This is a genomic window from Vibrio sp. D431a, from assembly GCF_030248655.1.
GTDB classification, from domain to species: domain Bacteria; phylum Pseudomonadota; class Gammaproteobacteria; order Enterobacterales; family Vibrionaceae; genus Vibrio; species Vibrio alginolyticus.
Genome location: NZ_JAHGAP010000024.1, coordinates 84,795 through 105,716, shown reverse-complemented (window position 1 = coordinate 105,716; position 20,922 = coordinate 84,795). Strand labels below are relative to the sequence as shown.

17 protein-coding genes are annotated in these 20,922 nt (G+C 43.8%); 10 read left to right on the top strand and 7 right to left on the bottom strand.

What is annotated here, in order from left to right; all coding sequences use genetic code 11:
- Nucleotides 1–53 precede the first annotated feature (53 nt).
- Entirely contained in the window at nucleotides 54–842 is a 789-nt protein-coding gene (locus KJB35_RS19510) for an EAL domain-containing protein (RefSeq protein WP_017634180.1), read from the top strand.
- 27 nt (nucleotides 843–869) lie between these two features.
- Here the strand turns inward: KJB35_RS19510 and KJB35_RS19505 are convergent, their stop codons facing one another.
- The 3 genes from KJB35_RS19505 to KJB35_RS19495 all read right to left on the bottom strand — a co-directional run bounded on the left by KJB35_RS19505 (nucleotide 870) and on the right by KJB35_RS19495 (nucleotide 3,054).
- Nucleotides 870–2,129 carry a DEAD/DEAH box helicase gene (locus KJB35_RS19505; protein WP_005376383.1) on the bottom strand — a complete coding sequence of 420 codons (1,260 nt, stop codon included), beginning with the start codon at nucleotides 2,127–2,129 and terminating at the stop codon, nucleotides 870–872.
- 67 nt (nucleotides 2,130–2,196) lie between these two features.
- The gene (locus KJB35_RS19500; RefSeq protein ID WP_053303599.1) at nucleotides 2,197–2,799 is read right to left on the bottom strand and encodes an ACP phosphodiesterase; all 603 of its coding nucleotides are present in this window, start codon (nucleotides 2,797–2,799) and stop codon (nucleotides 2,197–2,199) included.
- Between the two features lie 81 nt (nucleotides 2,800–2,880).
- Complete coding sequence (locus KJB35_RS19495; RefSeq protein ID WP_017820948.1) at nucleotides 2,881–3,054, bottom strand: hypothetical protein; 174 nt, start codon at nucleotides 3,052–3,054, stop codon at nucleotides 2,881–2,883.
- Between the two features lie 314 nt (nucleotides 3,055–3,368).
- Between KJB35_RS19495 and KJB35_RS19490 the strand changes: the two genes are divergently transcribed.
- A complete protein-coding gene (locus tag KJB35_RS19490; protein ID WP_005376380.1) occupies nucleotides 3,369–4,799 on the top strand; it encodes a methyl-accepting chemotaxis protein in 1,431 nt (476 codons plus the stop codon).
- A gap of 430 nt (nucleotides 4,800–5,229) precedes the next feature.
- Here the strand turns inward: KJB35_RS19490 and KJB35_RS19485 are convergent, their stop codons facing one another.
- Nucleotides 5,230–5,898 carry an HAD-IA family hydrolase gene (locus KJB35_RS19485; protein WP_054575167.1) on the bottom strand — a complete coding sequence of 223 codons (669 nt, stop codon included), beginning with the start codon at nucleotides 5,896–5,898 and terminating at the stop codon, nucleotides 5,230–5,232.
- Between the two features lie 195 nt (nucleotides 5,899–6,093).
- Nucleotides 6,094–6,603, bottom strand: coding sequence for a hypothetical protein (locus tag KJB35_RS19480; RefSeq protein ID WP_005376378.1), 510 nt, complete (start codon nucleotides 6,601–6,603; stop codon nucleotides 6,094–6,096).
- 145 nt (nucleotides 6,604–6,748) lie between these two features.
- Between KJB35_RS19480 and KJB35_RS19475 the strand changes: the two genes are divergently transcribed.
- The 4 genes from KJB35_RS19475 (at nucleotide 6,749) to glgC (ending at nucleotide 12,497) form a co-directional block, all read left to right on the top strand.
- Nucleotides 6,749–7,219 (top strand): CreA family protein, encoded by a 471-nt coding sequence (locus KJB35_RS19475; RefSeq protein ID WP_005397614.1) that lies wholly within the window; start codon nucleotides 6,749–6,751, stop codon nucleotides 7,217–7,219.
- Nucleotides 7,220–7,452: 233 nt separating this feature from the next.
- Complete coding sequence (locus tag KJB35_RS19470; RefSeq protein ID WP_005376376.1) at nucleotides 7,453–8,757, top strand: inosine/guanosine kinase; 1,305 nt, start codon at nucleotides 7,453–7,455, stop codon at nucleotides 8,755–8,757.
- Nucleotides 8,758–8,993: 236 nt separating this feature from the next.
- A complete protein-coding gene (locus KJB35_RS19465; RefSeq protein ID WP_054575166.1) occupies nucleotides 8,994–10,742 on the top strand; it encodes a formate--tetrahydrofolate ligase in 1,749 nt (582 codons plus the stop codon).
- Nucleotides 10,743–11,279: 537 nt separating this feature from the next.
- A complete protein-coding gene (gene glgC, locus KJB35_RS19460) occupies nucleotides 11,280–12,497 on the top strand; it encodes a glucose-1-phosphate adenylyltransferase (RefSeq protein WP_033906540.1) in 1,218 nt (405 codons plus the stop codon).
- A gap of 97 nt (nucleotides 12,498–12,594) precedes the next feature.
- On the opposite strand, the gene KJB35_RS19455 is transcribed toward glgC, so the two are convergent.
- Together KJB35_RS19455 and KJB35_RS19450 are read right to left on the bottom strand one after the other, a co-directional pair.
- Nucleotides 12,595–15,756, bottom strand: a complete 3,162-nt coding sequence (locus KJB35_RS19455) for a chitinase C-terminal domain-containing protein (protein WP_047103561.1) — start codon at nucleotides 15,754–15,756, stop codon at nucleotides 12,595–12,597.
- A gap of 277 nt (nucleotides 15,757–16,033) precedes the next feature.
- Nucleotides 16,034–16,915 (bottom strand): AraC family transcriptional regulator, encoded by an 882-nt coding sequence (locus KJB35_RS19450; protein WP_047103559.1) that lies wholly within the window; start codon nucleotides 16,913–16,915, stop codon nucleotides 16,034–16,036.
- A 206-nt stretch (nucleotides 16,916–17,121) separates the two neighbouring features.
- On the opposite strand from KJB35_RS19450, the gene KJB35_RS19445 reads away from it, so the two are divergent.
- The 4 genes from KJB35_RS19445 (at nucleotide 17,122) to KJB35_RS19430 (ending at nucleotide 20,915) form a co-directional block, all read left to right on the top strand.
- Entirely contained in the window at nucleotides 17,122–18,270 is a 1,149-nt protein-coding gene (locus KJB35_RS19445; RefSeq protein ID WP_047103556.1) for an iron-containing alcohol dehydrogenase, read from the top strand.
- A gap of 294 nt (nucleotides 18,271–18,564) precedes the next feature.
- Nucleotides 18,565–19,221, top strand: a complete 657-nt coding sequence (locus KJB35_RS19440) for a lysoplasmalogenase (protein WP_005376394.1) — start codon at nucleotides 18,565–18,567, stop codon at nucleotides 19,219–19,221.
- Between the two features lie 162 nt (nucleotides 19,222–19,383).
- A complete protein-coding gene (locus KJB35_RS19435; protein WP_017820955.1) occupies nucleotides 19,384–20,118 on the top strand; it encodes an amino acid ABC transporter ATP-binding protein in 735 nt (244 codons plus the stop codon).
- A complete protein-coding gene (locus KJB35_RS19430; RefSeq protein WP_005376396.1) occupies nucleotides 20,118–20,915 on the top strand; it encodes an amino acid ABC transporter permease in 798 nt (265 codons plus the stop codon). The genes KJB35_RS19435 and KJB35_RS19430 overlap by 1 nt, the downstream gene beginning before the upstream one ends.
- Nucleotides 20,916–20,922 lie beyond the last annotated feature (7 nt).

Below are 20,922 nucleotides of genomic sequence, written 5' to 3'. Positions count from 1 at the left end.
AAAATTAGCGCGATAACGCTGATGTTGAGACATTGATTTAGGTTGTGGTAACAATGATGAGCATCTCGCAACTACTTAGTTGCATCCGGAAACAAGCCGACGGGCAGTATATTGCGAAATACGCGAACTTCACTCTCCGCAGTGTCTTTCAACCCATATATAAGAACGATATTTCCATCGTTGGCCTTGAAGCACTGGTAAGAATTAGCAATGCCAATGGCAACATGGTTAGGCCAGATCAGTTTTTCCAATCCAAAGCGACTCCCACTCAAGATTTGCTCAATGTTGAACGCTTAAGTCGCCTAATCCATATCAAAAATTTCTCTCAGTCTCGCTTTCACACAAAACAATTGTTTCTCAATGTATTACCGGTAGCGGCAGAGATACTAGTCAAAGACATCACGTATAACCGACTGCTAAAACAAACCATTTATGAATCGCATTTGATGAATGAACAAATCGTCATGGAGTTACTTGAATTGAAGGTGGAGGATGAACTCTCTTTGTCTCAAGCTGCTCGGGAGTTAAGTCTTGAAGGATTTAAATTAGCGATTGACGATTATGGCGTCAATGCATCGACAACTGAGCGAGTGAGAAGCGTTTGCCCAGATATAATCAAGATGGATCGCTCTTTATTGCTAAGGTATGAAAACGGTGATTTTAAAGCGCTTAACGATGCATTATCACTCGCAAAAGCGTTATGCTCTAAAACCGTTATCGAAGGAATTGAAACCGAGCATCAACTTCGCTTAATGAAAAAGCTCGGTTTCGATATGTATCAAGGGTACCTACTTGCTATCCCCCAAACGTTAGACGCCTATGAAGAGGCAAAAACAGCCTGACTATGTAAGAACAAAAGTTTGCGCGGTTTAGCGAGAGCTACGTGATTTACCACGATTCTTATGAATCGCCAATTTTGCTTTTAGCTTACGCTTCTCAGATGAACGACTACGACGACGCCCACCCCCATTTTGTTCAGGCTCAACTTCTTCTACAAGACTTGGTTCGAAACCTGCCAGCCATTCTTGGGGTAAGCGTTGATCAAGCAGATTCTCGATAGCTTGCAACAAGTACTCCTCATCTCTACTCATCAGAGAAACCGCCAAACCTGACTTTCCTGCTCTTCCAGTGCGGCCAATTCGATGGACATAATCTTCTGCTTTGAATGGCATATCAAAGTTCACGACTTGTTCTAGCTCTTGAATGTCTAACCCTCGTGCTGCCACATCGGTTGCAATCAAAGCACGTACCTTACCTTGTTTAAATTCATCCAAAGCTCTTTGGCGGGCACCTTGTGATTTATCGCCGTTGATAGAAACCGCTTTGATGCCATCTAACTTGAGCTCTTTCGCTAACTCATCACTGCCTTGCTTCGTTTTTGTAAATACAAGCACTTGCTGCCAATTCCGCGAGCCAATTAAGTACGCTAGCAATTCACGTTTCCGTTTTTTATCCACTGGATAAACCATTTGTGTTACCGTTTCAGCAGTCGTATTTGCTGGTGAAACTTCGACTTCAACTGGCGATTCCATGAGTTTATACGCTATAGTTTTGATTCGCTTCTCAAATGTCGCAGAGAACAATAGGATCTGTTTCTCAGCAGGCAAACGTCGGAAGATGCGCTGCAAGTCAGGCCAAAATCCCATATCTAACATACGGTCGGCTTCGTCTAACACGAGCATACCGGTTTTAGAGATGTTTACGTTACCATTAAACAGGTGATCCAAAAGGCGGCCTGGCGTGGCAATCAAAATATCAGCGCCCTCTTCTAACTTTCTCTTTTGTACGCCAATGCTTGTACCACCATAAACACACACGATGCGAAGTTCTGTTTCTGCCGAGTACTGATTCAAATTATCAAATACCTGCTGTGCAAGCTCGCGTGTTGGAACCAAAATCAATGCTTGAGGTGTGCCGTTAAGTTTCTTTTGCTGAACGGTTTGTATGATAGGTAAACCAAACGCAGCCGTTTTTCCCGTACCAGTTTGTGCAGCAGCAAGTAAGTTTTTTCCTGCAAGGACGTGTGGAATTGACTTTTCTTGCACTGGTGTTGGCGTCACGATATTTAGATTGCCTAGCGTCTCGATTAGCTTTTGTTCGATGCCTAAATCAGCAAAATTAACAGACATGTGTAACCTCATTATTTTTGGAGCGCAGAGTTTACCAGAGCCCCTAAAGCCATACTACTTTTCTATCTCATTGAGTTGAGTCATTAAGCTGTTGCTGAAAATCATACGACTGGCGCAAAACATCTCGATAAAGTGACGAGAACTTCTCTTCTAATTCAGTGTAATCACTTTCAATCACTTTAAATGTTGTGGTTAAGTCTGCCATTCTAGGACTTCTTTGCGACATCCGATGTAGTGCAAATTCTATATTGTCTAGATCTTGATAGGATTGAAGCCATCGGCCATGCCACATTCTGCTGTGGAGCACCAAAAAACGTGGCGGCAAATGTTCATGAACCTCTCGGTTTACTCGCTCGTATGCCGTTTTTACAAAGTGTTCGAGAGACACGGAATGAAAGTCGTTCCAGTGTTTTGCGAGGCAATGATCCCAAAACATATCTAAAGCGATAGGTGCAAAACGTCTCGCAACACCAGTGAAATGAGGCTTACATTCGTTGACGATTGGATGATGGTCAGTAATACGGTCAACAAATCTATGTAATCTGATGCCATTTGAGATATCGCGATCATACAGCTTGCTTGGATCTCCTTTTACGAAGTCTCCAAGCAAGTTTCCCAATAAATGGCTGTTACTGTGTTCTGCGATATGCAGGTGGGCTAGAAAGTTCATTCGACGCCAGTTTTGGCCTCTAGGGCTTGGTGTGACATGAACCTAGTATAACGTCAATTACGACGAGATGAGAGTGTTCCGCTATTCGGCTTCGTTGTCTGAGCCAACGTATTCCGACAAGATAATGCCAATTTCAAGCGCATCTAGCAGCTCTAGGCTCTCATCGTTTTGGTATTGGTCGCTCATTGTGACCTCCTTTATTTTAAGCTCTCTTGCTTTTACTTGCTGACGGCCTGGCTCTTGCCATATCCACATCAGCAACTCCTTTTTATAGTCTTTATATGACACATTCATGACAGCGAGAAGTAAAGATTTAAAAACCTATGAGCATAATCAAAAGTAAACGATTGCAATTAGATTTCATATCCGCTTAACACTTTAGAGAAATGACTCTTTTATCAACATTCATGTCAATTTAAAGATATAACATACTGTTATAGGCGTCCTTAGATCTCATTTCTTAAACTAAATTTAGTATTCGTTACATATTTTGCTGATTAACTTCGCATATTTTGTTTCGATATAGCAATAGATTTGGTCAATATCTTTTATCTCTAATGGAGCTTTAAATGAGAGAAGTTGAGTTTAGAACGATAGACAGGCTGTTTATCAAGATGTCTATCAACGACAAAATGTGGGTTATATTCCTACTATTTTTAGTAGCCCTCACTTCAGTGGCTGGAAGCCGCTACTTCAATGAAATACAACAATTTGAGCAGCAAGCCATCTCGGCGAGCGAAGCGAAGCTTTCTGGTATCGTTGATGCTCAATCAAACCGCGCTACAGAAATTGACGGCGTATCGAAATCGAACCGCGTAAGCGAGAGTTCTTTTGTCGATGGGTCTGTGACCGCTTATGCCAAGTTGCATTCTGGAGAAGTGATTAAGCTGACTCAAAATGTGTCCACACAATACGAATCGTTAAAATCATCAGCTCTATCGTCACTATTACTCAGCTTCTTATGGGTTATTCCTTTTGCCCTATTCTCTTACTGGGTGGCAACGTTTATCGGAGGAGCTCTTTGGGTTTTATATACAACAACCGAAAAAATTGGTGACGGTGACTTAACCTCTCGTCTTGGTTTCCATCCAGGTCGAGATGAATTCGGTACCATCGGCTGTGCGCTAGACAAGTCTATGGATACCTTAAGTGAACTGGTTAATAGTGTTAAAAATAATGCAACGATGTTGAGCGAGACATCTTCTGCATTCGAAAAAGATATGCAGTTGAGTGAAACCCAGATATCTCATCAATATCAAACGCTTGATTCAGTCGCGACGGCAATGGAAGAAATGACAGCCTCTGCAAAGGAGGTATCAAGTATTTCTCAACAAGCAACGACGCAGTCAGACCAAGATGCCCAGAAGATCGAACTAAGCAGAAGCCGTGTACAAAACGTGATTGGCGAGATAGAGACGTTATCTAGCTATATTGAACAAGCCTCTACGTCAGTAACCAATTTAAACGAGAATACGACGCAGATTAATGACGTGATCACAACGATTAACGCCATTTCAGAACAAACTAATCTGTTGGCACTAAACGCAGCAATCGAAGCAGCCCGTGCTGGTGAACAAGGTCGTGGATTTGCAGTGGTTGCCGATGAAGTACGTACATTAGCAAGCAGAACTCAACAGGCAACAGTAGAGATCCAAGCCATGATTGAGAAGCTTCAAATAGAGAGTCAGAACATTGCTTCAATCACCAACCGAACCGTTCAGCAAGCTCAAACCAGCAGCCAGCTTATTGATGAAATCGGCCATGATGTTACCTCTATTGCCGAGTCAGCACGCTCATTAATGGACATGAGCATTCAGATTTCCACATCTGCTGAAGAACAAAGCGCAGTGGCTAACGATATTGCATCGGAACTTTCAGAAATTCGTAGTCAATCAAGCACAATCAGAGAAGTGGCGGAGCAATCTACCGCTGGCGTCGCTAATCTCACGCAAGCCTCCGTTTCTCTTGGTGAGATATTACAACGCTACCGCACCGCATAACGTTGTGGAACTCATGATCAACAAGGGCTCCTTAAGGAGCCCTTTTCTTTAAACCGTGTTCAACTATTACCTTCGATATTTCCTACGACATCCAAGTGGATATTTGAAGTGAATCTCAAGTTCTCGCTGTACCGGATGAAATAATGTTCTTAAACAAAGCGTTCCGCTATGCTTGATCTTGCCAATTCCAATTTGCTGCTGGAAAACAATATGAATAATTACAAAGACACAAAAGACATAGAGAACCTGAATTGCCCACTCTGCCAAGGAGATGAATATCTCATTTCATCGGATGGCGAGAAATTCACATGCGCTGCTTGCGGATTTCATACAAAAAACTTCTCATCTATCCAATGTCTACATCAAACGCCTTACCTACAGTCTAAACTTAAGCACATCCACAGCTTGAGTCCGGTTTGCCATTAGTAGGTCAAACAGAGCAGCCACACAGCTGCTCTTTTAATTCATCTAAATGATGGATGCGAATTACACGCTCGTCATCAACACGATTGATAGCTTCACCATTAAATAACTGTACCGTTTTGATACCGGCGTTTAATCCCGCCTCAACTCCTTTAGGAGTGTCATCAATATAAAGACAGTCACTTGGTAAAAAGCCCATACTCATAGCACTGTACATGATTAAATCGGGCTCAGGCTTCCAACTATTCGCATCGAATGCCGAGAACACTTTCCCTCGGAAAGCATCGAGTAAACCGGTTAACTCCAAAGCGTATTCAATTTTATCTTTAGGTCCATTAGACGCCACACAATATTCGATACTATGCGAATCTAAAAACTGAATTAATCGTTTTGCTCCATCCATCGGCTGTAAGTGACGCACAAAAAGGGACTGGACTTCTTCTCGGTATTGCGGCTCTAAAACATCAATTGGGACTTTGATATCTTTCAATTCTTTAGTATCTAAAAGGATGTCAGCGAGCTTTCCTCCTTTAAAGTGAGAAACGCACTCTTCCATCGTTAACTCAGCTCCATGCTGGTTAAATACATTGACGAGCGCTTGGCAACACAGCCTTTCACTGTCGACCAACGTACCATCACAGTCAAATATCACGCACTTAATATTGGTAATTGCCATAGCCATCTCCAGACGTCTTAAAGGCTCAAGCCCAAGCTGATTTTAAGAATGTTTGGATTAATCTTATTTGAGTTTGGGATTGTTGAAACGACGAGCTTGGCATTTCATGGAAATAGAAGGGAGCAATTACAGTTTTTCTAAGCAAGATCACCCAACGTCATCTTGCTTTACTTTTTATGCACATTGATGTGTAAGTTAGTTTTCGATAACCACTGAGTCTAACAGTTTTTGCTCGGTGCTTAGTCTTTTAGCCAGATCAGCCACAAACGAGCTTTTGTATTTTGATTCAGAAACAGCAACATCAGAGATGAGTGTATTTCCTTCGAGATGGCTAACAATAGCAGCACCAATTGGGACTCCTGATTTAAAACCAACATATAATTCAAAATCTGGCGTGAGGATAATCTGTGTCAGATATTCAATGATCATATCTTTATCATACTGCTGTTCCCAGCGCTGAGATTGCAAGATAGAGAACATAATGGTCAGTCGATGAAAATCGACCAGAAAAATGTCGTCGGGGTTAAATTCAGAGTCACTTTCCAGTAGTGTGTCTTTGTCGACTACTTGATACGTTGCTTTTTCTAGCGTTTTGAAATAGACATCGCGCCCTTTCAAACTCTCTGGTGTCGGAAATTCAACTTCGACCAGATCATACAGCCATGTATTTTTACGCTCGATACTGGCTAACTGTTGTTCATTCATCTTGATACCTTCGTTTAGAGCAGTACATTAGCATGAAGCCCGCAACAAACCTAGCGCACATAGACCTTTCCGTGGCTAAATTTTGTTTTAGGTGCAAACCTCTGATAGATTTCATCAATATCTTTCCTAGTTAAGGACAAAAATAATGAAAAAGATGCTGTTAAGTGCATTGCTTGCTACTACTCTAGTTGGTTGTTCAGATAACGATGTTGCTGACGTGGGGCTCGGTTGGTTTACTTTGAAAGACATCAAAGTCGGTGAGTTGAAAGACGAGGTGGTAACAGGTGTCACATGTCACATCGCCTCTATCGAAGCGGATTTCAGCTTAGCAGATCCAAGTGATAGCTCAATATCATGTCGTCAGACTGGCGAAATCACACCGGAAATGATTGCAAAAATAGATAAGAGTAAGTCCGGTGAAATTGTATTTAAGAAGTCAAAAAGCATTTTCTTCAAAACAATGAAGGTTCGCCGTATTTATGATGCCGATAACCAAACCTTACTCTACTTGTCTTATACAACAAAAGAGACCGATGGTAGTTTTAAGCATAGCCTTTCGACAGTCCCACTTTGGGGTACCAAGGCTTACGTTGAGCCAACTGAAGTGAAAAAGTAACGCGGGTAAATTTAGTTAGCGCGGAGCAGGCTCTTTCCGGGCGCTGCTGAGCAACAAGTTTAAAAAACAACCCATTGCAATGCGACAAGCGTCATAAATTGCAGCTGCTTTGGTTGCTATTTACTCAGCTCGCTGATTTTTTCAGCGAGCAGACTTCTTTGTAATAAATCGCCACGATTTTCATTTTTTTGTGATACAATCCCGCCTCTTTTTTTTCTCACTCAAGAACAAGCATGAAGTTTCCTGGTCAGCGTAAATCTAAACACTACTTCCCAACTCACGCTCGAGATCCATTAGTAAACCAAATCCGACAGGCACCTAAGCTATATCGCCCAACTATTGTTGGTGTCGGTCAAACCATTGTAGATATCGAAGCACGTGTAGATGACGCGTTTTTAGAGAAATACAACCTGAGTAAAGGACATTCGCTCGTTCTTGAAGAAAGCAAAGCAGATGCACTTTACGAAGAACTGGTTGAGCAAGGCCTGATCACACACCAATACCCAGGTGACACGATTGGCAATACTCTTCACAACTACTCAGTTTTAGCCGATAGCAAATCCGTTTTGCTCGGTGTGATGTCTAAGAACATTCAAGTCGGTTCTTTTGCTTACCGCTACCTTTGCCGTACGTCTTCACGCATGAACCTTAACCATTTACAAACGGTAGATGGCCCTATTGGTCGCTGCTACACCCTAATTTCTCAAGACGGTGAGCGTACATTTGCTATCAACGAAGGTCATATGAATCAACTACTTCCGGAAAGCATTCCTGAAGAGATCTTTGAGAAAGCATCAGCCCTGGTTGTTTCTTCTTACCTAATGCGTGGTAAAGAAGAAGATCCAATGCCTAAAGCGGTACAAAGAGCGATCGACTTTGCTAAGAAGCACGATGTCCCTGTTGTACTTACGTTAGGGACAAAGTACGTTATCGAAGGTAACGCACAGTGGTGGCAAGAATACATTCGCGAAAACATTTCTGTTGTCGCTATGAATGAAGAAGAAGGTGCGGCGCTAACAGGTGAAACAGAGCCGCTAGCTGCTGCTGATAAAGCACTTGAATGGGTTGATCTCGTACTGTGTACGGCAGGACCAAATGGTCTGTACATGGCTGGTTACACCGACGAGAAAGTAAAACGAGAAACCACACACGACATCCTTGAAAGCTCCCTCGAAGCCTTTAACCAGTACGAGTTTAGTCGTGCGATGCGTAAAGAAGACTGTCAAAACCCAATGAAGGTCTACTCTCACATCGGCCCTTACCTTGGTGGACCATTAGAGATTAAGAACACTAACGGTGCGGGTGATGCAGCCCTTTCAGCCTTACTGCATGACATGGCAGCAAACTCTTTCCACCAAAAAGAAGTGCCTAACTCAGAAAAGCACGAAGTACGATGCTTAACCTACTCCTCGCTTTCTCAGATCTGTAAATACGCAAACCGAGTAAGCTATGAAGTGTTGACGCAGCACTCTCCTCGCCTATCGCGAGCGCTTCCTGAACGAGAAGATAGCTTAGAAGAGACTTATTGGGATCGTTAAAACGACAGCTTTAAAGCTGAAAATATATCAAGGTCACCATTTGGTGGCCTTTTTGTTTTTACCTAGCACTGTAACGAGTAGATTTTGTTAGTATGTCGCACAATACGAAGCAGTAAACTCTTTACAAGCCTAACCGAAACAGTACCATCACCAAGCAGACCTTTGCCTCACAATAATACTCGTTATAACTCAGGTAGTTTTTCAACGCTACCTGTGTGCCACTTTGGGGATTCTCCATGCAGTCAGATATCGAAATTTGCCGAAACACACCACTTTCTTCTATTGATGTTATCGCGGAAAAAGTAGGACTATCGCCCGAAGAGTATGACACTCACGGGAAGCACAAAGCCAAAGTCCACCCAAAATGTTTGGAACGACTCAAAGCAAATGATGACGGTAAACTTGTACTCGTCACTGCGATCACGCCGACTCCTCTTGGCGAAGGAAAAACCGTTACGACGATAGGCCTGGCGCAAGGTTTAGCAAAGCTTAATCAATCTGTTATTGCATGTATAAGGCAACCTTCGATGGGACCTGTCTTCGGTATTAAAGGTGGCGCTGCGGGCGGCGGTTATTCTCAAGTAGCTCCAATGGAAGAGTTAAACTTACACCTTACTGGTGACATTCACGCAGTGACAGCGGCGCACAACCTTGCTTCAGCCGCTCTTGACGCTCGCTTGTTCCATGAACAACGCGAGGGTTATGATGCCTTTGAATCACGCACCGGGTTAAGAGCACTTAAAATCGACACGGCCAGTATTACTTGGAAACGAGTGATGGACCATAATGATCGTGCACTACGTAAAGTCAAAATTGGCCTCAATGATGCAGGAAAAACCATCAATGGTTTCGAGCGTGACGAAGGGTTCGATATTTCAGCCGCTTCTGAGTTAATGGCTATCATTGCACTAGCCAAAGATTTAAAAGATTTACGTCAACGTATTGGGAAAGTTGTCGTAGCGTACGATTTGAACGGAAACCCCGTCACTACGGAAGATCTACAAGTTGCAGGAGCAATGGCAGTAACACTAAAAGAGGCGATTGCACCAACACTGATGCAAACTCTAGAAGGTGTTCCTACGTTGATCCATGCAGGTCCATTTGCAAACATCGCCCATGGAAATTCATCCATTATCGCGGACGATATTGCGCTAAAACTGTCAGGTTACACGGTAACTGAAGCCGGTTTTGGTTCGGATATGGGATTTGAGAAAGCGTGTAACATTAAAGCTGCTGCCGCCAACAAAGCTCCTGACTGTGTAGTGATCGTAGCAACATTACGCGGCCTCAAAGCGAATTCCGGACACTACGATTTACGGCCAGGTATGGCTGTTTCAGATTCCATTTTTAATCCGGACCAAGCAGCATTGGAGGCTGGGTTTGAAAATTTAAAATGGCACATAAATAACGTTCATAAATACGGTTTACCTGCTGTCGTTGCCATTAACCAGTTTCCACAAGATTGTGTGAAAGAACTTAAAGCTCTTGAAGATCTGATTCACCAATTTAATCCCGAAGTTAAAGTAGCCATCAGCACCGCTTTTTCGCAAGGCGGACAAGGCGCAACGGAACTAGCTCAACATGTTATTGATGCGTGTACCACGCCTGTAGAGTTTTGTCCGTTATACAACAAAGAGCAATCATTACTCGAAAAGCTCATGGCAGTATGTGAAGCGGGCTATGGAGCAACCAATATAGAAATGACTCCTATCGCGACTGAACAGCTCAAACATTTTGAAAATCTAGGTTTTAACAACTTAGCGGTTTGCATCGCGAAGACACCACTATCTATAACCACGGACTCCGCAGTCAAAGGCGCACCAACTGGTTTTACCGTCCCAATCCGCGAGCTGCGCTTGTGTGCGGGCGCAGGATTCGTTTATGCATTATCTGGTACCGTGATGACGATGCCAGGCTTACCTGATAAACCCGCATTTATGAATTTAGATCTTGATGATGAAGGAAATATCATCGGTCTCTCTTAGTGCAGTGATAACGTATCGCTATCAGTGAAGTGAGCATATTCATTAAGTGAGTGGTCTACTTACCTATCCACTCACTCTCAACAACTGTGAAAAGAGTTGTCTCAGGCCTTCTACTCTTGAATTGTTGATACAAAGCTCTCCTGCCTTACATCAACGCGCCTGTTTTAGACCTTTAGAGTTAAGACGCTAACCCTAAGCCTTGTTTAGCCATAGTTATTAAGCTAGAAAACCCTATTTATCTTCTTGTTTTGTCGCCACTTTACATTGTAAATCCATACTTGTTGACTTCTCCTTTCTACAATTTTGCGCCAATTTGATGCACGGGCTATTTAGCGCTTCACTAATATGGTGCAGTTGTCTTACAGTGAAATTTTAACCTCCTTGATTTTTAAGGAGATATTCTATGGCTCGATTCTTGTAGTAGACTTTTCACTAATAAGCACATTAGCACATGCTTTTCAAAACCTCTGCGTTGCATACCACCTCCTTCAGGTTAGCACCGTTTTGATGCATGTCAGAAAAGGGAAAGGGAATACTATGGAAGACGCACTCGCCGTAATTTTAGCAGGAGGGATGGGGTCTAGACTCAGCCCACTCACCGATGACAGAACCAAGCCAGCCGTACCTTTTGGCGGAAAATATAGAATTATAGATTTCACACTAACCAATTGTTTACATTCGGGTTTACGCAAGATCCTTGTTTTAACCCAATATAAATCTCATTCACTTCAAAAACACTTACGAGACGGCTGGTCGATATTCAATCCAGAGCTAGGCGAGTACATTACTGCTGTTCCACCACAAATGCGCAAAGGTGGTGCATGGTATGAAGGAACCGCCGATGCGATTTATCACAACATGTGGTTGCTATCGCGAAATGATGCAAAGTATGTGGTTGTGTTATCCGGCGATCATATCTATCGAATGGACTACGCCGCAATGCTTGAAGAGCATAAAGAGAAAGGTGCTAAGCTCACCGTTGCCTGTATGGATGTTCCCGTAGAGGATGCTTCAGCATTCGGTGTAATGGGCACCGCAGAAAACGGGCTCGTTACTTCGTTTATAGAGAAACCTGAAACCCCACCTACTCTTCCTGGAAGCGCGACCAGAAGCCTTGTTTCTATGGGAATATATATCTTTGATATGGATGTTTTGAAAGAAGCGCTTGAAGAAGACTCAAAACTCGATTCATCAAGCCATGACTTCGGAAAAGACATCATACCTAAGCTGATTGATACCGAATCCGTTTACGCTTATCAATTCTGTGGCAGTAAAGGGCGCGTCGATAAAGATTGCTATTGGCGCGACGTGGGTACCATTGACTCCTTCTATGAAGCGAATATGGATCTACTAGAACCTGTGCCGCCAATGAACCTTTATCAGTCCAATTGGGCGATTCGTACTTACGAGCCGCAGTTTCCACCAGCTCGTACTGTATCGTCGGCCACGGGTAATGAAGGCATTTTTATTAACTCCATCATTGCTACCGGTGTCATCAATTCCGGAGGCTCAGTACAGCACTCCATAATCTCCTCTAACGTACGCATTCAAGATAGTGCAACGGTAGTCGATTCCATCATTTTTGATGACGTAGAAGTCGGTGAAGGAAGTCAGTTGGTCAACTGCATAGTTGATAAACATGTTCGTATTCCGCCACATACTCAAATTGGCATCAACAAACTTGAAGATGCGAAGCGATTTAAAATCTCAGACAAAGGTATTGTCGTCATACCCGAAAGTTACCAATTCGATTAAACGACAAACTATCACAACAAAAAAGCGCACGATAATCATCGTGCGCTTTTGTTTAAGTGCCCGTAAACATTAGGCTATAACAAATAATCCATAATAATTAGATGTTACATACCGTTGACCAGCTACCATCTGTACCCGGTTCAGCCGCTGTCCACCAGTTCGCTTGGTAAACCACACCGTTGTGGATGATCTTATCACCTTGGTTAGCGTGGCTTGGATTACCTGCCCAATCCGTTTGTGGCAGAGCTGGGTATGTCACTAAACCTGTCGTATCACACGTACCTGGTTCAGTGGTACCACCACCCGTGCCCGCATTGAGATCACCAATTGGTAGATCTGGCTGTTCAAACTTAAACGCAAACTCTTTACCACCAGAAATCACTGAGTAGTTAGCCGGACCAGAGATTGGTAGGTAGTAAACCATATCAAGCTCGTAAGTGCCGCCCGCCGGCAAGTCTTTCCATGCTGGTAGAGAGAACGACACACGGTGCATTACGCCATCTAAGCCACCAATGTTGTTTGCTCGAGTATGTCCAGAAGCAATCACTTTCAAACCACCACCTGATTGGTCTTTCGCGTTGTCCGGCGCAGATACTGGGATATCGAATTGGAATTCAGTACCGCCAGGGATCGCTTGACCAGTGTTATTTGTAAACGTGATTTTTGGGTTAATTGGGTAGTTTTGGTCGCCAACTTTGAAGCCGCCAACACTAACAGTAATGTCTACTGCTTCAGTTGGTGTTGGACCAGTCGCTACTTTGTTACCGTAAGGCGTCGCAGACTTAAACTTGTCGTAGATAGCTTTGGTCATAGTGTTACCCATGTGGTATTCACCATTACCCGCCGCACAAGCTTGTTCAGTTGCATCTACTTCCGTACGATTACCATTTGCATCCAGTACGTAACAGTTGTAGTCACCGGCTAGTTCCCAGAACATGATACCGCCGATCTCTTTATCGATAACGTAATCGGCTTTCACCTCGATAGAAGCTTTATCTTCCGTAGATAGGAATACGCTCTTCTCCGCGTTCCACAACCAAGGTGCTACAGCAACGCTATCGTAATGACGAGTATAAGTACCAACAAACTTATCTGAAGGATCATTAACTGGGTCAAGACCGTAAGCAGCTGCGTAAGAGCCCCATATACCGTTTTCTAGGTTCTTAGCATGCCACATTGGGTTAGAACCAGCGCCCATTTCGTTTCCTTTAGGGTCGGTATCATGCCACATGTTGTCGATACCAATAGCGCCGTGACCACAGTTGTTCTTCTCACCTTCACCTGTGCCCGGTTGGCACTCTGCTTGGTTTGGTAGTGCCGCTCGGCCCCAAAGGCCATTTTCACCACCAGTAACACCTTGCCAACCACGGGTGTAGTAAGGAACACCAATGTTAATACGACCTGCTGGCATAGAACCACGGAAGTAATGGTAAGCCCAGTCTGTGTTCAAGTAACCGATACCACCGTATGCAGCAGTGCCGTATACGTTCCACTGCGCTAGCTCAGAGTCTTTACCTGTATCGAATAAAGCCGCGTTATGACCAACGTGATCATTCCAAGCCCCATGCAAGTCGTAAGACATGATGTTTACGTAGTCTAGGTACTTAGTTACATCGAAGGTTTCCATCCCACGTAGCAAGTAACCTGAAGATGGTGCTGCGATAGTCAGCATATAATGAATACCATCTTGCGCGGATGCCGCATCAAGTTTCTCACGCAATACTTTCATCAGCTCTTGGTAAGACGCCCATAAATACTGACGACGTGGTTCCATGAAGTCTTTGTCGTAAGGGTTACCAGCACCAGCCATTGAAGTCGGGTATTCATAGTCGATATCCAGACCATCGAACTTGTACTGACGCATCATTTCAACGGCTGAAGTTGCGAACTTCTCAATACCAGCATGATTAATAGAACCGTCCGCATTCGTCGTCATGGTGTAGAAGCCACCATCAGCTACACGATCGCCGTTCGTATCGAAGTGACCGCCCGTTTCAGCCCAACCACCAATCGAGATTAGCGTTTTAACATCATGTTTTTGCTTGTAAGTTGCTAGTGCACCAAAATGACCTTTAAAACCAAGAGCGGGATCTACCTCAACGCCTGGCCAAGTTTTACCTGTAGCAGGGTTGTTAGGATCATTTACGTCGCCAACGTTTACTTTGCCGTCAGAACCAATGCTCACAAACGCGTAGTTAATGTGAGTAAGTTGTTCCCAAGGAATGTCTTTAACAAGGTAAGTCGATTGTGGGTCGTCATCTGATCGCCAACTGGTGAAGTAGCCGATTACACGACGTGGGTGATCAGCCCCCATTTTCTCACGGCCTTCTTCGTCATAAATAGAACAGTAAGGAACATCTACACCCGTTGTTTGATAAAGACCATCAGGACGACAATTAGATGTCACTGCGCCGCCGTTTACTGTTAACGTCGCAATTGCAGAATCTGCTGTTGCTCCAGCATCATCGGTTGCTCTCGCATAAACACTTAATGAGCCAGCTTGTGAAGGGGTTACATCCAGCGTGTATGGCGCTGTTGTAGCAGTGCCAGCAAGCACACCTGCAACATAAAAATCAACTTTAGCAACGGTACCATCCGCATCCGTAGCATTTGCAGTCAGTGTTACGGAACCACCCAGGTCAATAGAGCTCGCAGAAAGCGCGACATCCACTGTCGGCGCTTCGTTACCAGGTTGCGCTGATGCCACAGTTAACGTCACAACACTTGCCGTACTAACGGCACCTGCATCGTCATAGGCCTTGGTAGAGAACTCGTGCTGTCCTTCAGTTGCTGTCCACGATGCAGCATACGGCGCAGACGTTGCCTGACCAACTAATACACCATCAACAAAGAACTCTACTTTGCTAACAGTCCCATCAGTATCTGCCGCATCTGCAGCTAGGTTAACAACATCACCCGCAGTCACAGAAGCCGACGCAGAAGGCGATGTCAGAGTAACCGTCGGGACTTCATTCTGAGGTGGATCAACCGGTCCAGTGCCATCACAAGCGCCAAGTGTTTCCCACTCGCCCCACTCACCAGATTGCGCTGGATTGTTGTTTTGCGTCCAGTAACGCGCTTTATAAGCATTACCTTCATGCTGAACTTGGTCGCCACCGTTATAAACTTTTGATGATTGCCAAGTTTCTAGAGGGGCACAGTCAACTGCTGCGTAGCTATTGAAGGCCATAAGACAAGAAGCGGTGAGTGTGCTTAGTGTGAACACGTTTTTCACTGCGTTGCCGTTTTTAAGGTGCATAATCGCTCTTCCTTAAGTTATTGTTAAAACAATACTAAATGCGCTAAACGAAGCGCATCTATACTTTTATTTCGACGTAAAATAACTTAAGTACAAGTTGGTGATTTCACACTATCTATTTACGAGTTTTCCACACCGCCTCGCAACAATCCACTAAATGATTGCAACAACGTACCTATTATTTGGCACCAGTAACTAATTTTATAACTCAAATAAATATGTCACTCGCAAATTAATAAAAAAGGTAAAAAAAGTCACCATTTTGAAATAAAGATCACTAAGCCTTTGTTGACCTTGGCGTTTCATTAAAATGCCGCTTGTACTCGCGACTAAACTGTGATGGGCTCGTGTAACCGACCATTCTCGCTGCATCATTAACACGTCTCCCCTCTAACTGGATCAATTCGCGCGCTTTGTTAAGTCGAACTTTCTTAATATATTGCAACGGAGATTCAAGCGTGACATTGCGAAATGCTTGATGGAAAGCAGACACACTCATGTTGGCTTCTTCAGCCAATGCTTGTACGTTCAACTGTTCATGATACGCTTGATGCACGCGATTTAGTGCTTTAGCGACCCTCGCGTAAGAACCTTCTTGATGTGCTAGGTCAAATAAGACATACCCCTCTTTGCTCACCAAAGTACGATACACAATTTCCTCAAGAAGCAGCTCGCCAAGCATGATGACATCAAGCTCGTTACACATTGCTTTCATTAACCGCTTGCACGCATCCAACATACCTTCATTCATACGTACCGACTTAAGGCCGCAACGGGTTGCATCCAGACACTTATTACTGAATTTCTCAGCCTCTAATTTTTTAACGAGTTTATGAAGAAGCGTTGGCGAAATATCTATCGAAATGCCAAGTAAAGGCTCATTGTTTGTCGCAAACGCTTCGCACTCTAGTGGCATGGGAACCCCGACAACAAGGTAATCTTCGGGCCCATATTGCACTGGTGTATCACCAATATGAATGTTCTTATGCCCTTGACCCAATACGATGATGCCGGACTGATAGACAAACGGCTGGCGATGATTCCCTTTGCTACTGCGATAAAACCATACGCCATCTATCGCTGTTTTCTTCATACCTTCTAGGTCATGCAGCCCCTGCTTTTCAATATATTGCTGCATGATATCTGCGAGAGTGTGCATTAGAGCGCTCCATCAATGACCAACGAGTTTGGTCTCTATTATCGTTTCGAGCACTATACTTCCTCTCGACTTTAACTTTCTAGCTCAAGAGCATTAATTTTGTAGAAATAGGCAAATTATTTGCAGAAATCGACCTGTTAACGATCGTTAATCAGGACTAATATGCATGTATTCAATCTCCTTCACTGGAAGCAAGAGGGCTAATAATGAACTTTTCTTATGTAAACCCAACCAAGATTTTCTTTGGTCAAAAACAAATCGCTGCAATCAAAGAAGCTATCCCATCCGACCAAAAAGTTTTAGTGGTATACGGTGGTGGCTCCATCAAAAAAAATGGCGTGTACGACCAAGTAGCAGAAGCTCTTGAGGCACATGAATGGCTAGAGTTTTCAGGTGTTGAACCAAACCCAACCAAAGAAACACTCGATAAAGCAGTCGCAATGGTAAAAGAGCATGGCGTTGACTTTATTTTAGCGGTAGGTGGTGGTTCAGTCATCGATGGCTCCAAATACGTAGCAGCGGCATCAAAGTATGATGGTGATGGTTGGGATATCATGATTGGTAAGCACCAAGTCACTGAAGCGACGCCTCTAGCTGCAATTTTGACATTGCCAGCAACAGGCTCAGAGTCAAACATGGGCGCAGTTATCACTAAAAAAGAAACTCAAGACAAACTTCCGTTCATGTCTCCAGCAGTGCAGCCAAAATTTGCCGTGTTAGACCCAGATGTAATGAAAACACTGCCAGAACGCCAGCTTATCAACGGCATTGTTGACGCATGGGTGCACGTATGTGAGCAATACTTGACGCTTCCTACCGGTGCAATGGTTCAAGATGGTTACGCAGAAACACTGCTGAAAACTTTAAAAACACTCGGAGAACAGTTTGCGGAACGAGACGACGATATGTGGCGCGCAAACTTAATGTGGTCTGCTAACCAAGCATTGAATGGGTTAATTGGTAGTGGCGTTCCACAAGACTGGGCAACACATATGATCGGCCATGAATTAACGGCTCTATGGGGCGTTGATCATGCGCGTTCTCTTGCAATTGTCCAACCGTCGTTACTTCGTAACCAAATGCAGTTTAAGCGCCCTAAGTTAGAACAAATGGGTCGCAACGTATTTGGTCTTGAAGCAGGTGAGGATTTAGCAGAGCGCACAATCGAATCTATCGAAGCGTTTTATCATCAACTTGATGTCGCAACTAAGCTCGAAAACTATGGTGAGAGCCGTGAACAAGCTATCGATGCCATCATTGATCAACTAAACAAACACGGCATGACTGTTTTAGGTGAAAACCAGGCGATCACACTTGAACGTAGCCGAGAAATCTTAGAGTTAGCTGTCTCATAACTGCAATAATTCTTCACTGCCCTTCCTAGGGTTTAACGGTATTGTGACTTAACAGTCACAATACCGTTTTTTTATGCTATTTTGTAAGCCACATCACGTTCAAAACGAGGAGGCTTCTAAAAACAACGATTCCCTCCAGACAAAAAATCGGCCGTGTTGGTTAGTAAAGAGACAACTGTCCAGCTTTACACAAATAAAAATAATTGAGATCAAAGAACGAGTTAACTCGTTAATTAAGTTTTGATTTGTTGTAGTGATGTACTACATAATTTTGTCTGTTCGAGAAAACACTTTATGTGGCTAGTTGTTGTCGTATTAGCATTCATACATATCATCAGTATCCGTAAAGGCTCTAAATGGCTCTTTTACGTTTCTAAACCATTACCAGTGCTCTGTATGCTTGGTATTTTAATTCAGTCCCCGGCTTACCCAATGCCATATGCGCATTGGATTTTGATTGGCTTATCGCTCTCGTTGCTTGGTGACGTGTTATTAATGCTCCCTAGAGACAAGTTCATTACAGGATTAGTGCTCTTTTGCTCTGCCCATCTCTCCTATAGTTATGGTTTTGCCATCATGTCAGCGTGGCATTTTACACCTTGGCTCCCAATTGCCTTGTTCGGACTGGGTATATGCGTCTATTGGTTGTTCCGACCGGATCTCGGTAAAGAGAAACGGCCAGTTGCCAGTTATATATTGGTACTGATGACTATGTGCTGGGCTTCGATCGAGTATTATTTGAGTGGGAAAACACAATCCTCCTCCTTTGCAGTGCTCGGAAGCTTTATCTTTATTATCTCTGGCATCGTATTGGCTTTCGAACGCTTTGGAGGACGGTCAATATTTTCACGACAAGTTGTCATGGTGACCTACTATTCTGCACAGACATTAATGGTTATGTCTGTTGTTGCGATTGTTGTTCGTTATCCGTATCTCGTTGAACTGAGTTAGTCATACTCTAGACTGCACCAACATTAAAGAAACATGGATGTATCTTGTAAGCGATCTGAATAGAGTCTTAAAATCATCGCCTAAACATTAGCTTATTCTTAATGAAATTACGCGCACAACTTGCTATTGTAAAAGGATATTTTTCCGTTATAGCGTGCCCCTTTGAAAGAGAATACTCCCGTCGTTGAGTTTAGCGACGTAAATAAGTGGTATGGCGATTACCACGCTCTAAAAGACATCAACTTCTCCGTGCATTCTGGCGAGATCGTCGTGGTGTGTGGCCCTTCAGGTTCCGGAAAATCAACGCTCATTCGTTGCATCAATCATCTTGAATCGATTCAAGAAGGCCAGCTTCATGTGTTCGACCAGCCTTCTCACGCAAAATCTCTCAAGCCCGGTAAAATCGGCATGGTGTTCCAACACTTTCACCTTTTTCCTCACTTGACTGTACTGGAAAACCTCACCTTAGCGCCGATTCGCACACACAAATTATCAAAACAAGAAGCTGAAAAACGCGCAAGACATTACCTAAAGCGAGTCAATATTGAAGAGCAAGCGAGTAAGTATCCTATCCAGCTTTCTGGCGGTCAGCAGCAACGCGTCGCGATTGCCCGCTCCTTGTGTATGGAACCGGATTTACTCCTGTTTGACGAGCCAACTTCAGCGCTTGATCCGGAAATGATCAACGAAGTGTTGGATGTCATGGTTGAGCTGGCTCAAAGCGGAATGACGATGATTTGCGTCACGCATGAAATGGGATTTGCCAAAAAAGTAGCGAACCGCGTGGTATTTATGGATGAAGGCCAAATCGTGGAAATGAACTCTCCAGTCGCCTTATTTGAGACACCACAGCATCCACGCACCCAAGCATTTTTGAACCAAATTTTAAGTTACTGATGATAGTTCGCGTAATCAAACCTGTCCTTCAAGCTTTACTGCAAATGACGCTCCTCTTCATAGCGATTGTGTGGGTGTTGGACTCTGGTGCCGACGCTATGGGCTATCAATGGCAATGGGAGCGCGTACCTGATTACATCGCTTTTTATGAAGATGGAGAATGGTGGCCGGCAGAACTTATTGATGGGCTATTGGTCACGCTTAACATCTCGGCTATTAGTCTATTTTTTACCTTAGTATTAGGGTTGGTTACCGCGTTACTAAGGCTTAGCGATTCGAAAGTCGGCAATGTTATTGGTACCACTTATGTCGAAGTAATACGTAACACGCCGTTGTTGGTGCAAATCTATTTACTCTACTTCGTGTTTGGCCCCGTGATTGGTTTGGACCGATTCAGCACCGCCGTTTTGGCATTATCCCTTTTCCAAGGTGCCTACACCGCGGAAATATTCCGTGCAGGTTTAAACAGTATTCCTAAAGGGCAATTCGAAGCAGCACAAACTCTCGGGCTATCACCGTTTTACACCTACAAAGACGTAATTTTGCCTCAGGTTTTACAGCGCACATTACCGCCATTAACCAATGAAGTGGTTTCTTTGATCAAAAACTCTTCCATTGTAAGCGTGATGGCGATTTTTGATCTAACAACACAGGCACGCAACATCGTCTCAGAGACGGCGATGCCGTTCGAAATTTGGTTTACCGTGGCAGCAATTTATCTTGCTCTCACTCTGTCACTTTCTGGCTTGTCTGCATGGCTAGAACACAAACTCGGAGCCAGTTGGCGCAAATTATAAGGAGATA

Bases quoted from the DNA above. Each gene is read 5' to 3' on its own strand.
- KJB35_RS19480 (WP_005376378.1), bottom strand. From the start codon at position 6,603: ATGAATGAACAACAGTTAGCCAGTATCGAGCGTAAAAATACATGGCTG.
- KJB35_RS19450 (WP_047103559.1), bottom strand. From the start codon at position 16,915: ATGCACACTCTCGCAGATATCATGCAGCAATATATTGAAAAGCAGGGG.
- KJB35_RS19455 (WP_047103561.1), bottom strand. From the start codon at position 15,756: ATGCACCTTAAAAACGGCAACGCAGTGAAAAACGTGTTCACACTAAGC.
- KJB35_RS19495 (WP_017820948.1), bottom strand. From the start codon at position 3,054: ATGTGGATATGGCAAGAGCCAGGCCGTCAGCAAGTAAAAGCAAGAGAG.
- KJB35_RS19510 (WP_017634180.1), top strand. From the start codon at position 54: ATGATGAGCATCTCGCAACTACTTAGTTGCATCCGGAAACAAGCCGAC.
- KJB35_RS19465 (WP_054575166.1), top strand. From the start codon at position 8,994: ATGCAGTCAGATATCGAAATTTGCCGAAACACACCACTTTCTTCTATT.
- KJB35_RS19430 (WP_005376396.1), top strand. From the start codon at position 20,118: ATGATAGTTCGCGTAATCAAACCTGTCCTTCAAGCTTTACTGCAAATG.
- glgC (WP_033906540.1), top strand. From the start codon at position 11,280: ATGGAAGACGCACTCGCCGTAATTTTAGCAGGAGGGATGGGGTCTAGA.
- KJB35_RS19470 (WP_005376376.1), top strand. From the start codon at position 7,453: ATGAAGTTTCCTGGTCAGCGTAAATCTAAACACTACTTCCCAACTCAC.
- KJB35_RS19485 (WP_054575167.1), bottom strand. From the start codon at position 5,898: ATGGCAATTACCAATATTAAGTGCGTGATATTTGACTGTGATGGTACG.
- KJB35_RS19445 (WP_047103556.1), top strand. From the start codon at position 17,122: ATGAACTTTTCTTATGTAAACCCAACCAAGATTTTCTTTGGTCAAAAA.
- KJB35_RS19440 (WP_005376394.1), top strand. From the start codon at position 18,565: ATGTGGCTAGTTGTTGTCGTATTAGCATTCATACATATCATCAGTATC.
- KJB35_RS19505 (WP_005376383.1), bottom strand. From the start codon at position 2,129: ATGTCTGTTAATTTTGCTGATTTAGGCATCGAACAAAAGCTAATCGAG.
- KJB35_RS19475 (WP_005397614.1), top strand. From the start codon at position 6,749: ATGAAAAAGATGCTGTTAAGTGCATTGCTTGCTACTACTCTAGTTGGT.
- KJB35_RS19500 (WP_053303599.1), bottom strand. From the start codon at position 2,799: ATGAACTTTCTAGCCCACCTGCATATCGCAGAACACAGTAACAGCCAT.
- KJB35_RS19490 (WP_005376380.1), top strand. From the start codon at position 3,369: ATGAGAGAAGTTGAGTTTAGAACGATAGACAGGCTGTTTATCAAGATG.